The 12,727-nt window shown below is 37.0% G+C and carries 9 protein-coding genes and 2 tRNA genes; 2 read left to right on the top strand and 9 right to left on the bottom strand.

The features are described 5' to 3' along the window. Positions 1-7: 7 nt before the first annotated feature. Both J2772_RS07175 and J2772_RS07170 read right to left on the bottom strand, forming a co-directional pair. A tRNA-Lys gene (locus J2772_RS07175) sits at positions 8-80 on the bottom strand. A gap of 68 nt (positions 81-148) precedes the next feature. Next, positions 149-221, bottom strand: a tRNA-Lys gene (locus J2772_RS07170). Between the two features lie 495 nt (positions 222-716). Between J2772_RS07170 and J2772_RS24160 the strand changes: the two genes are divergently transcribed. Continuing rightward, a complete protein-coding gene (locus J2772_RS24160) occupies positions 717-863 on the top strand; it encodes a hypothetical protein (RefSeq protein WP_245365166.1) in 147 nt (48 codons plus the stop codon). Between the two features lie 181 nt (positions 864-1,044). Here J2772_RS24160 and J2772_RS07160 read toward each other — a convergent pair whose 3' ends face one another. From J2772_RS07160 to J2772_RS07140, 5 genes are all read right to left on the bottom strand, one after another. After that, the gene (locus tag J2772_RS07160; RefSeq protein WP_209915006.1) at positions 1,045-1,677 is read right to left on the bottom strand and encodes a DJ-1/PfpI family protein; all 633 of its coding nucleotides are present in this window, start codon (positions 1,675-1,677) and stop codon (positions 1,045-1,047) included. 94 nt (positions 1,678-1,771) lie between these two features. Beyond that, entirely contained in the window at positions 1,772-2,773 is a 1,002-nt protein-coding gene (locus tag J2772_RS07155; protein ID WP_209915003.1) for a GlxA family transcriptional regulator, read from the bottom strand. A gap of 186 nt (positions 2,774-2,959) precedes the next feature. Continuing rightward, positions 2,960-4,552: a beta-carotene 15,15'-monooxygenase gene (locus J2772_RS07150; protein WP_209915000.1), complete on the bottom strand. Its 1,593-nt coding sequence runs from the start codon at positions 4,550-4,552 to the stop codon at positions 2,960-2,962. Beyond that, positions 4,552-5,610, bottom strand: coding sequence for an HlyD family secretion protein (locus J2772_RS07145; protein WP_209914997.1), 1,059 nt, complete (start codon positions 5,608-5,610; stop codon positions 4,552-4,554). Before J2772_RS07145 ends, J2772_RS07150 begins: the two co-directional genes overlap by 1 nt. 5 nt (positions 5,611-5,615) lie before the next feature. Continuing rightward, positions 5,616-6,938, bottom strand: a complete 1,323-nt coding sequence (locus tag J2772_RS07140) for a TolC family protein (protein ID WP_209914995.1) — start codon at positions 6,936-6,938, stop codon at positions 5,616-5,618. Positions 6,939-7,070: 132 nt separating this feature from the next. On the opposite strand from J2772_RS07140, the gene J2772_RS07135 reads away from it, so the two are divergent. Further along, a complete protein-coding gene (locus tag J2772_RS07135; protein WP_209915076.1) occupies positions 7,071-7,868 on the top strand; it encodes an AraC family transcriptional regulator in 798 nt (265 codons plus the stop codon). A gap of 291 nt (positions 7,869-8,159) precedes the next feature. On the opposite strand, the gene J2772_RS07130 is transcribed toward J2772_RS07135, so the two are convergent. Together J2772_RS07130 and J2772_RS07125 are read right to left on the bottom strand one after the other, a co-directional pair. After that, on the bottom strand, positions 8,160-11,645 hold the full coding sequence (locus J2772_RS07130; RefSeq protein WP_209914993.1) for a DUF2723 domain-containing protein: 3,486 nt from the start codon (positions 11,643-11,645) through the stop codon (positions 8,160-8,162). A gap of 222 nt (positions 11,646-11,867) precedes the next feature. Continuing rightward, a complete protein-coding gene (locus J2772_RS07125; RefSeq protein ID WP_209914990.1) occupies positions 11,868-12,656 on the bottom strand; it encodes an SDR family oxidoreductase in 789 nt (262 codons plus the stop codon). Positions 12,657-12,727: the final 71 nt, after the last annotated feature.

Here is a 12,727-nt window from a genome sequence, read left to right as displayed (position 1 = left end):
TTGTTTGTGACCCGGCTGGGATTCGAACCCAGGACCCATACATTAAAAGTGTATTGCTCTACCAGCTGAGCTACCGAGTCGGCCACTTACTTTTTCAAGTAAATTATTATTTTTATAAAAACCACTAAAAACAGCAGCTTTTTGTTTGTGACCCGGCTGGGATTCGAACCCAGGACCCATACATTAAAAGTGTATTGCTCTACCAGCTGAGCTACCGAGTCGGCCACTTACTTTTTTAAGTAAATCCCTTTGTTTAAGGGACTGCAAAGATAGGAAAAACTCCTTTACTTCCAAGATTTTTGAAGTTTTTTTGTCATGAAATTTCACTCCAAATCAGCAAATATCTGTTTATAAATTAATTATGAAAATTATTTTTTCCTAAAAAAATGCAATCAAGTATTAATTCTCCAAAGAATCTCTTTATAAATCGAAATTTGTAAATACCCAGGTCAAAATTCAATTGTCCTTTTTTTACTGTTTATCATTGGATTTTTTATAAAGATGTTCTATTTTTAAACAAAGTAGTCATAAAAGGTCATTATAGGTTTATTTTCCAAACACTTAAATCATTCTCAAACAAAATCCTCTGTTTTATTGCAGGCTTCGGAATTACGCTACTACAGGAATTCTAAAAAATGCCAAAGGAATTATTTTCGGAAGATCTTATGACAACCTGTATGCGGAAGAATATGAAACTGATTTATTAAAGGTACTGGATGAAGAAGGCTTATAATGATTTGCCTGTTATTACTCAGATGGATTTTGGGCACACATGCCCTGCTTTTACCATTCCGTATGGGAGATTGGCTGAAATCAATTGTATGGATCAAACTTTTTCTATATTGGAAAGTGGAGTTTTATAAAATTTAATATTCTATAACTGAGTTTCGGCGGGCCTTTGGCCCGCCGAAACTTTTGATTTTTTCAGCTTCTCGATTTCACAGAATACGCAGATCTTTTTTGAGTATGTTATTCAGATGTGCAGACCATTTTCAATAATAAAAACAGCTATGATTTGTGTTATTTTTGAAAGCACTCGTGTGATTAATGTTTAAATTCCCGCTGCTGATATTCAAAAAGCGTTACAATGGTTTCTACCAATTCCTGCCCATGATGTTTTCCTACCAGGTACAAAGCTGCATCTATTCCTGCTGTTATTCCTGCTGTAGTAATCAATTGCCCCTGATCTACAAACCTCACATCTCTTTTCACGATACTTTTCGGATTATATTGTTCCAATGTATCTAACAGCATGGAATGGGTTGTAATTTCATGATGGTCTAATATACCCGTTTTGGATAAGTGCATACTTCCCGTACAGACCGTGAAAACAGTAGTTCCGTTATGATACTGATCTTTTATCCAGTGTATTACTGTATTCTGGAAATCATCATCCTGCAGACACTCCATCACGCGATCCGGATTGGCCCCTGGAATGACGATCATATCCGGTTGAGGAGCTGTTTTCACGTCATATGTGGGAATAATTGACATTGTATTGGCCTCCATCGATACGGCTTCTTTGGTTTTCCCCACTGTATAGCAGTTATAACTTCCTGTAGAGATTAAATCTGCTTTAATAAAAACGTCCAGCGGGCCATTCAGATCAAGAGCTTCTACCTGATCGTAAATTAAAAATGCTACATTCATTGTCTTGTTCTTTTGTTGTTGATTCATAATGTTATTCTAAAAAATTAATTGTTTAAATAAAGACATAGTTTTCCCTGCTGACAATTGATTATCAGCTTTCATCATTCAAAAATGAAAAGAATTATTCTGCTCCGTTACCGTTTTTCCGGTATTGGGACGGAGAAATAGAGAGGTATTTCAAAAATAACCTCCGAAGAGAGACCATAGTACGGAAACCACATTTTTCAGCAATCATATCGATGCTCATATCTGTATATTCCAACATGCTTTTCGCCTGATCCAGTCTCATTTTCTCAAGAAACCGGCCGGGAGTCATTCCCGATTCTTTCAAAAACACCCTGGAGAAATTACGAACGCTCATATGTACAGATTCAGCCATAAATTCTATGCTGATAGCTTGTCCGAGCTTATCTTTAAGCAAATCCCTGATTTCTTTTGTGAAGGGAGATAACATTTCATAGTCTGAAATAGCATTTCCAAACTGAGATTGCACTCCGGGCCTTTTCAAATATAAAACGAGATGTTTGGCCACTTCTGAAGCGATTGGTTTTCCAAAATCCTCCTCCAATAATGCTAATGCCAAATCTATTCCGGAAGAGACACCTCCTGAAGTGTATATTCCCTGATCCTGTATAAAAAATGGATTGACATTCACACTCAGCTCGGGGTAAGTCCGTTGCAGAAGATCAGCATATTTCCAGTGAGTAGTTACCTGTTTTCCAGTTAGTAATCCTGCTTTAGCCAAAACAAAAGCTCCGACACACACGGAGCCTACACGCCTTACATCTCCTATCCTATTTTGCAGATAAGAATAAAGATCAGGATTGATATTATCCAATATACTAAGTTCAGTACCGGCAATCAGCAAAGTATCTACCAGAAAATCTATATCATAAATGGTATGGGTACATGGTAAAGGAATTCCTGAACTTGAGTATATTATTTTGTCTGAGGTTCCGGATATCAAATGAACCTGATACCTCAAACCAACTTTGTCATCGGATAAAAAGAGATTAGCAGCTGTAAACACATCGCAAGGGCCGGCAACATCCAACAACTGAACTTGTGGTAATACCAAAATTGCTATATTTTTTATTCCTGTTTGTTGTCCAGCATTGTTCATGTCTCAATCTCTATGATGCAAATGTACTAAGAATGTCATCTGGCTGCAATGACAAATAATGAACAGTTTCGGCCACCTTCTATTTTAACTTTCTGGAACAAAACAAAAGAGACTGCCTTAAAAAGACAGCCTCAGCACTCTCACTATAAAATTAGCTAAACTAAGCTATACTTTTTAAATTACTATTTATGCAGGAGATAATCTGCGGGATTTCAAATAAAGAGCTGTACGATTCAGGTATGGAAAAAGAAGAATTAACAGCAGAGCTCCTGCCAGAAGCCATACCATCATTTCGTAATAATCCATCGCAAAACGTACATGATCCTGAACATTCATTCTGCTCACTAACAATTTATTGGATGCTTTTACAGCATGATCTTCAAGCATTCCTTTAGCGACCAATTTAGCGGTCTGCTTATGAAGAAACTCTTTCACCGAAGGGTCTACAGCACTTAAATGATCCTGAAATGCATTGTAGTGGCGGCTTTTCTCAAAAAGTTCAAAAAAATTGATGAGCGCAATACTCACACAGAAGCCAAAATAACGGATCGCCAGTGCCGTTGCAGCTGCTGAAGGTCCAATAGAAGCAGGAACTGAAGATATGATGAATATAATCGTAGGAACCATGATTAATCCCACCCCTAATCCCTGAAGGAATAACGGAATATAATAATTGAATTCATCTGCCTGTACATCAAAGGAATAATACATCAAGGCATGAAACAAAAGCAACATGAGAAAACCGGGCACCCAGACATACTGTATTTTTTTCTTCTGTAAAACCATACAACAGGCAATAATAACCCCAATAACTAATCCCGAAAGATTAAAAACATTGATATAAGAGATATAAAACGGATCCAGATGCAGCTCCGTTGCAAAATAATTATTGGTAATTCCCGAAGCGAAACGGCAAATATACATGACGAAGAGAATCAACAGCCCTACTTTAAAATTTCTGTATCTGAAAACCCGAAGATCTATATAAGGTCTTTTAATCGAGTTCTGACGGAAGATCGATATTCCCACTAATGCTATGATGGTGATTACACTTCCTAAAATTCTGTTATCTTCCAACCAATAATATTCCTGACCGAAAATTGTGATATATCCTACCAGCACCAAGATTGTACTGAAAACTGCGAAGCTCTGCCAATCCAGTTTATACAAATGAAATCTCACATTGGGCCTGTAATTTGTCATGGCCAAAGACAGGAAAATAAGTCCAGGAAGATAAGAAAATATCGCTGTTTTGTAAACAATATTAAAATTATAAGAATCAATAAGATCTGCTGTAATCAGATTATTGAAGGGTAATGCACAAATCAGGATCCCAAAGAATACTGAAAAACTGATCTCTCTTCCTCTTTCACTATTTAACCGGGTAAAAATAAGAGTCAATGAAAGATTAACATTCCCTGCAAACAACATTCCCTGGATAAAACGTACCGGAAAAAGAACATACACTTCACGGGTAAAATAACATATAAGACAGGCTACAATCTGCAAAGTGGTGAATAAGAGAAAATATTCCTTCGCGGCCAGAAAACTGAAAAACCTTCTTTCCAGACTGTAAAAACCCACATATCCCGCATAGAATAACGCTACTGAAAACTGGATATCAGCAGGCTCGCTTCCATAGTACCCTGCCGCCGCATTAATATTCGTCAGCGGCAGGAAGAATATGATGATTCCCGGTAAGGTCATGGAAAAAAGTATGATCTTCACAAGCCATTCCGGCACCCATCTTTTAAAAAAGGGCATTTGTCTTTTAGTCATCAGGAATGTTTTTTATTGGCATAAACGTTGACGTTCATCCCCATTTTAAGAATATCGATATCTTTTCTTTTTCCTTCCACTTTGATTCTCACAGGAATACGCTGTACAATTTTCACATAGTTCCCTGTAGAGTTATCAGGTGGCAATAATGAAAAACTGGAACCTGTTGCCGGTGAAAGGGAAATAATAGTTCCCTGAAATTCTCTGTCAGGATAAGAATCTGCAACTATTTTCACCTGATCTCCAATTTTCATATCCTTGATCTGCGTTTCTTTATAATTAGCCACCACCCATTTATCTGTTTCATTATTAACGATAAAGGCCAGCGTTTCTCCGGCATCAATCATCTGCCCTATTTCAACAGTTCTTCTTCCCATTCTTCCATCATATGAGGCCACTACTGCTGTATAACTCACATCTAATTTATGACGGTCTAATAAGGCTTCCAATCTTGCAATTTCAGCTTGTACCACTGTTTTTTCAGCCTGAATATCATTAATTTTAGATATAGAAGCAGCATAATTATCCTGAGACGATTGATAATCACTTTCATTAACATCCAATGTTGCTTTTACATCTTCCAATCTCTGTTTAGTGGCAGATTCTTCATCATAAAGCTTTTTATACCGATTATAATCAAGCTGTTGTTTCCATACTTTTGCTTTATTAGCATCTACCTGTGCCTGTGCAGCAGCTGCTTCTTTCTCTGTGGTTCCGGTATTACTCTGTAAAACTTTCAGCTGTGCACGGGCTTTCTGAAGAGCAGCCTGAGTCTGCTTTTGCTGAAGAACATATTCTCGGTTATCAATCAATAAAAGGGTATCTCCTTTTTTAACTTCCTGATTTTCCTCAAATTTTACGGCTACAATGAACCCGCCAGCTCTTGAAATCACCGGATTTACATATTCCTGGACCTGAGCATCATTGGTCTGCTCATATTTATAATAATTCTTAAGGGTAAAACCGCCCCAAACAGCAAGTGCGGCAACGATTAAAACTGAGATCCATCCTGTAACCTTTGTGATCAATCTGTCGGTAGGGGTATATTTTTTTTTCATTGTATTTATAAAACGCCTGTGATATTTTGTAGTAAATAATAATTGTTCTGTGCCATAATTTTCGCAGCTTCCAATTCAAATTTTGTCTGGAGTAACTGGATATCTGCATCCAAAAGTTCTGTGATCAGAGAAGTTTGGTTGAAATAAGTATTCTTGATAATTCGGGCATTCTCTTTAGCCTGAGCCACATTCGTTTCCGCAACTTTAATTTGTTCAAGAGCTTCCTGATATCTTAAATACGCTTCTTTTACCTGTTGCCTCACCCTATCTTCCGTATCTTTATGTGCTTCTTCTTCTTTTTCAAACTCAAGCTTCGCCGCTTTCACTTTATGGGTATTATGGTAAAGAGATGAAATAGAAAATGAAGCTTTCAAACCAACAATTCCCAATGAATACCAATATGGATTATAAGGATAAAGGAAGATCTGTGGATTGGCGTAATAAAACTCTCCATACATTCCAATTTTAGGGCTCACATTCGCTTTTACCTGCTTAAGTTTAATCTTGCTTAATTCCGTTTGTTCTTCGGAAACATGGTAATCAAATGAATGTTCCAATGCCAATTTCAGATATTCTGCATACGTTGTATTGGCATCCCATTGATTGGCAGGCGATTCAGGAATAACTACCTGCTCATCAGGAACTCCCAGAATAATATTCAGTTTCTGCATGGCGATCAGAATATCATTTTCAATAGTTATCAGAGTCATTTTCCGTTTTGAAAGTTCAAGTTCTATCCTTAAAACATCACTTTTTAAAACCACTCCGTTTTTATACAAGGACTTAATTTCTTTAAGCTGTACTTCCTGATCTTTAATATCCTGTTTGATAAGATCTCTGAAGATAAATGTTTTCTGAAGTTCAAGATAAAGGGTTGCTGTTTTGTAATGGATATCGGAAACGGCCTGTTCTTTCTTAATTTCTTTAACTTTCTGTAAAGTCTGGTTTTCTTTGATTTTAAGATTGAGCTTATTTCCGTTGTAAATATTCAGGTAAAAATCGGCTCCCATTCTGTAAAGGGTGTGAATAACCTCATGTTGGCTAGGTTTGGAAAAAATTCCGCTTTCATAGATGGGAATGTTGGATGCTTTTTCTACTGATCCTTTCACTTGTATTTCCGGAAGCCTTTCTCTCTTAGTATCTTTTACTTCTGCTTCCGCAATGTCTACACTAATGGTATTGATTTTAATATGACGGCTGTTTTCTTCAGCTCTTTGCCATGCGTCTTTTAGGGAGATTCGGATGGTATCATTTCGTGGACTGCCTGTCTGAGCCGATATAAAGCAGGAAGCTCCTAACATCAGCAGTCCGGTGACATAGATTTTCATTTGAATTTTTCGAATTATTGCACTGCAAATTTATCTTCAATCCGGAAATTATTTTTATCTAAAATAGTCAAGTTTTACATGATTCCGGCCAAATGATTATATTTGTATTTTCATTCTTATTTTGATTTTTCTATGGGATTAATTGCAGCACTTCCGGATATTGACAAACACGAGAAAAGTGTATTTGTAATGCATGAAAAATCGGAGAAACTGATTCCGTTTCATAAACATACAAAGGGACAGCTGAGTTATGTGGAAGGTGGTATTGCCTATATTACTATTGATAACCGGACTTATGTGGTACCTGCCAGACACTTCTTCTGGATCCCGCAAGGAATGGAACATATCTTGGAAATAGGACATACCGCAACTGTTCTTCGTTCGCTGTATTTTTATGCTCACGACGATATTTCAGATCCATTTTACAGCAGACTGGGAATTTATCCTGCTTCAGAACTTTTGATTCAAATGATTAAATATTCGGAGATGTGGGATGAAAAACATGTTACCGATAAAGATGAAAACTTTGAATTTCTGGTTGCCTTAAAAAAGATTCTCCCTAAAACCCATAAACAGCCCTTACCTATTATTCTTCCTGCTACCCACAATAAGCAGATGATGAAAATAGTCTCTTATCTTGAATGGAATATCGGAGAAAAACTGACTCTTTCAAATGTAAGTGCAAGATTTGGATTGAGTGAACGCTCCATGTCCCGTCTGTTTAAAGCGGATATGGACATTTCCTTTCTTCAGTATCTGAAAACATTAAGGATTATCAAAGCTATTGAACTGCTGCTCAATACAGACAAATCTATAAACGAAATTGCTGATGATGTTGGTTACAGTTCCATTAGTGCTTTCAGTGATACTTTTCGTGAGTTTACCCAATCCAGACCTTCGGATCTTAGGAAAAGTAGTAAGGCTTTTTGATCTTTTGGGGGTATGTGGGTAGGAACCACCCGGTCAAAAATTCTTTGAATTTTTGCCACCCTTCCAGAGGAGGGGAATACGTAGCCCTTCAACTGGGGTATTAGTGATAACGTTCACATTTATTCAATAAAAAAGCCTTTAAATTCAATATTCAAAGGCTGTATTAAATAACCATTAAGCAGATAAGATTCAGAATGTACAAGGTAAAATCTAAGATTTTAAAACGAAACTATAAAAACAAAATCCTTTGTCCTGAAAGCCTTACCTCATCTTAATGGTTATATTTTTTTACTATTGTGTTGCTTTAATGATCGCTGTAGTAATCTGTTCTTCTTTTTTCTTTGAATAGGTAGAGTCAAACGGTTCCATTACATTGAATAAATACTGATAAAAAGGAGTAATTTTCTGAACATTTTCAGATTCTTTCATCGCTTTTTCCTTGTCCATCTGCTGAAGATTCTTCATGAAAGCATTAAACTTTTTGTCAACCGGTTCTACAGATTCCAACAAATAGTTCTTAGCTTTATCATTCTGTCCTAACCTTCTGTAAGCTTCCGTTACCGCAGAAACCACAAGGGAATATTCCATAGGTTTGGATCTCATCTGTCTTCTGGCCGCTGCCCTGAATTTAGGAGAAAGACTCAGGTAATAGTCATATTCATAAAAAACTTCTTTTTTAAGGCTCTCAGCCAACTGAAGGCCTTTCTGTTCCTGACCTGCGACAATACAAGCCGTAACTATTGAACTTAATGAACGGGGATCATTATATTTTTCTGTAGGGATTTCTTTCCCGATAAGGTTGAGCAATTCTAAAGCTTTTGCTTTTTCATCATTCTCCACTAGTGCAGAAACAGCTCTACTCACTGACATCCTGTAATTCATAATATCAGATATACCAGTGTCATCATAGTGGATACTAAGATCTTTAAAATTACCCCACTTGTAGTTTTTCACTACATTATAAAGTGAATGGGCATCTACCCTGCCTTTATCCCCATCCGGACTTTGAGTGGTACGGATAGGAACCAGCCTATAGCTAAAGCCGTCAAACTGAAGATAATCATCAAGGTAAAAGATATTTTCATTGTCATACATTCCTCCGGACGAGAAACTGATCGGCCGTTTCCAATCAAAATTGGCCAGTATATCCAGCATTATGAGATGACTTTTATAAAGGGTATTGGCTTCATAATTGATGGCAATCTGATCAACTGCATCAGAAAGATCAGCTTGGTTCATAACCCCTGATTTTACTGCATTTTCTTTATTCACCGGAAGAATGAATTTGTGTACCGGAATGATATTGTATTTTTCATACTCTTTTTCACCGAAATACATTTTCAGCAACTCATCTTTTGCCGGAGATTTATATTTCAAAAATTGGAGTGCATCTTTTAAAGTCATCGAATCCTGAGTCAGGTATTTTCTGAATTCCTGAAACTCTGTATCCGGAGCCCCCTGATCTTTTAACATAGCAAAAAGCCCTTCCCAATCTTCCTTTTTCATGAGATAAACCTGATCGTTTACTCCATCCCTGTAATCCTCATGAGTTAATTCCCCCGGAACTCCCATAGCATTGTAAGTTCTTCGTTTCACCTGATCGATATTCCACGGAGTAGCCAGCAGGGTAAAGTTCACAGTTTTCACATCATCCCGGAACCTTTCCGTCTCCTGAATTCCCCAAACCGGATAGGTATCATTATCGGCATAAGTAAAAACTATACCGTTTTTAGGGAGGGATGCCAGGAAAGAATAAGCTGAGTCATAGGCAGCGGATTTCCTACTACGGTCATGCGGGACATAATTCTGGAAACCCATCATGAAAGGAATTCCCAATAAAATTATGCCCGTTATAATATTAGCAACATTAGATTTTATCCTGGATTGAATAAACCACAGCACTGCTCCGGCTCCCAACCCGACCCAAATAGCAAAAGCATAGAACGAACCAACCATAGCATAATCTCTTTCTCTTACTTCAAATGGTTTTACTCCTGTATAGAAAACAATTCCGATACTGGTCAGAATAAACAGAGAAAGAAGTGCATAAAATCTTCCAAAATCCCTATTCAGCTGAAAGAAGAAACCAATTAATCCCAATATTAATGGGAGGAAAAAGAATTTTACAGTACTTTCATTTTTAAATTTAGCTGGTAAATGATCCTGATTTCCTAATAGAGCATTGTCAATAAAAGAAAATCCTGAAATCCAGTTCCCTTGGGTATTTTCCAGATGCCCCTGAAAATCATTCTGTCTTCCTACAAAGTTCCACATCAGGTATCTTACAAAATAATATCCGTTCTGAAAGGAAAAGAAGTAATCCATATTCTGAGCGAATGAGGGCTTTTGGACATTGATAAGGTCGTAAGGCTTTACTTTCATATAATCTTCAACGGTGATAGAATCATCTTCATATTTTGCCCTTAACTCCTCAAAAACCTGCTTAGCCTGTGGATCATCAGCTACCTCTGCATTATCATAATTGAATGTAAAATCAGGAGCTCCATACATCGACATATAATTGGCCATCACTTCTTTATCTTCGCTAAACATCCTGGGCATAAAGCTTATATGAGATTTATTGTAGACATAATTAAATCTTTCCCCTGTTTTCCTGTACGTTCTGGTTTTTTCATCTTTTTCGTACATTTCTCCGGTTACATTCCTTTTGTAACTGCCATCTTCATTTTTTTCCAATCCTTTTCTGTCAAGAGCAGCAGTGTAATTTTGTCCGTAAACAGTGGGCCAGTCTCCGTATTGTTCCCTGTTATAATAATCTTTCATCCCGATGGCTGTATCAGGATCATTAAGATTCATAGGCGGGTTGGCATTGGCCCTGATAGGAATCACCAACCAGCATGAAAAACCTATAACCATATACACAACAGATAAAACAATGGTCTGATATATATTCTTTTTTAACTTCCTGGCATATTTAATCATGAAATAACAAATGGCCCCCATTACAATAAAAGCGACAATGGTTCCGGAGTGAAAAGGAAGACTTAGTCCGTTCACAAAGAAGATTTCCAGCTGCCCAAACATCGTCATAATCAATGGAAAAATAATCTTAAAAACCAACGCCAATACTCCAAGTGTTATCAGATTGGCCAGAATAAAGCTCTTCCAGCTAAATGGATAGTTTCTGGCATAATACACCAGACATATGGCCGGAATAGCCAGCATACACATCATATGAACTCCCACCGAAAGCCCGATAATAAAGAAAATAAGGATAATCCATCTTTCATTATCTGCAGCTTTATATTCATTTTCCCATTGGGTAATGAGCCAGACTAAAATCGCAATAAATAAAGAAGCCATTGAATACACCTCTCCTTCTACCGCTGAAAACCAGAACGTATCTGAAAATGTAAAGCATAATGCTCCGATAGCTCCTGCAAACAAAATTGAAATCTCCTGATGTCTTGTAATGTTTTCAAAATCTTTATTTAAAAGTCTTCTTAAAAAATGAGTAATGGTCCAAAACAGAAACAAAATTGTAAATGCACTGAAAAGTGCAGACATGGCATTAATCACTATAGAATAATTGCTGCTATTACCCAATGCAAATATACTGGCCACTGCTCCTACAATCTGAAATAAAGCTGCTCCGGGAGCGTGAGTTACTTCAAGTTTAGCCGCAGAAGAAATATACTCTCCACAATCCCAAAAACTCAGGTAGTGCTCCATTGTAGAGAAATAAGTAATCAAAGCAATAGTGAAAAGGAACAATCCCAGTACGGTGTTCCATTTTTTAAAAGACCAGTTTTTCATATAATATTTTCCAATATTGATAAGACAACTGGTGTGAAAAGAATATTACATCAACTTGTGACTTTTTTTAATAAAATGAAGTAAGGGTTGGAAGCAGGAAGAGGGAGGCTGGAAATTACTATTAGACTTAATACTAATGGGAATTGTCTTTAGAAAATTTCAATAGCTTATCTACAAGTTATTTTTCAACCACTTCCTGCTTCCAGCTTCCTTTCCTATCATTTAATAGGTATTATTCAGTCCGCCATCCAAAGGAATATTAGCTCCGGTAAGGTAAGAAGCATATTCTGAAGCGAGAAAAGCTACCAGATGACCGTATTCTTCAGGTTTCCCGAATCTTTTCATCGGGATTTTATTTTCTCTCACTTGTTTGATCTCATCTTCAGACATCCCTGCTTTTTGAGCATCATGGTGAATCAGACTCTGAATGCGTGCTGTATCAAAATATCCCGTTAAAATATTGTTGACGGTAATATTATGCTGAGCTACTTCATTGGCTAATGTTTTCGCCCATGCCATTACGGCGGAACGAATAGAATTGGAAAGTGCCAGATTCCCGATGGGTTCTTTTACAGAAAGTGAAGAAACATTGATAATCCGCCCGTTTTTCTGCCCAATCATATAGGGTAAAGCCAGTAAAGTAGTTTCACAAACAGTTTTAAAAAGAAGATCGAAAGCTTTTTGATAATCTTCAACATTTTTATCAATTGCCAGTCCTGGTTCCGGACCATTGGTATTATTAACCAGAATGTCTATAGAATGGGTGTTAAAATATCCTGTAATGATCTTTCTATAATTCTCAAAGTCTGAAAAATCGGCTACGAGGTACTCATGTTTCTGCTCCGAATTAACAATCGGTAATGATGCCATACAATCCTTTAGTTTTGCTTCATTTCTGGCCATTATGGTCACATTGGCTCCACATTTTGCCAGTTCAACAGCAATGCCTGCTCCTATTCCTTGTGTAGCCCCTCCTACCAGCGCGTTTTTTGAAAAAAGTTGAATATTCATACGCTCTATATGATTACAAATTAGTGATATAAAGGTAAGAAAAAAGAGACTTCCTTCTCAACACAGGTTTA

Origin of the sequence: Chryseobacterium jejuense, from assembly GCF_017877355.1 — a bacterium.
In the GTDB taxonomy this organism is placed as follows: domain Bacteria; phylum Bacteroidota; class Bacteroidia; order Flavobacteriales; family Weeksellaceae; genus Chryseobacterium; species Chryseobacterium jejuense_A.
The sequence above is the reverse complement of the archived record's forward strand: the minus strand, read 5'-3'. Positions and strand labels throughout refer to the sequence as shown.

Bases quoted from the DNA above. Each gene is read 5' to 3' on its own strand.
- J2772_RS07150 (WP_209915000.1), bottom strand. From the start codon at position 4,552: ATGACTAAAAGACAAATGCCCTTTTTTAAAAGATGGGTGCCGGAATGG.
- J2772_RS07125 (WP_209914990.1), bottom strand. From the start codon at position 12,656: ATGAATATTCAACTTTTTTCAAAAAACGCGCTGGTAGGAGGGGCTACA.
- J2772_RS07145 (WP_209914997.1), bottom strand. From the start codon at position 5,610: ATGAAAAAAAAATATACCCCTACCGACAGATTGATCACAAAGGTTACA.
- J2772_RS07130 (WP_209914993.1), bottom strand. From the start codon at position 11,645: ATGAAAAACTGGTCTTTTAAAAAATGGAACACCGTACTGGGATTGTTC.
- J2772_RS24160 (WP_245365166.1), top strand. From the start codon at position 717: ATGAAGAAGGCTTATAATGATTTGCCTGTTATTACTCAGATGGATTTT.
- J2772_RS07155 (WP_209915003.1), bottom strand. From the start codon at position 2,773: ATGAACAATGCTGGACAACAAACAGGAATAAAAAATATAGCAATTTTG.
- J2772_RS07140 (WP_209914995.1), bottom strand. From the start codon at position 6,938: ATGAAAATCTATGTCACCGGACTGCTGATGTTAGGAGCTTCCTGCTTT.
- J2772_RS07160 (WP_209915006.1), bottom strand. From the start codon at position 1,677: ATGAATCAACAACAAAAGAACAAGACAATGAATGTAGCATTTTTAATT.
- J2772_RS07135 (WP_209915076.1), top strand. From the start codon at position 7,071: ATGGGATTAATTGCAGCACTTCCGGATATTGACAAACACGAGAAAAGT.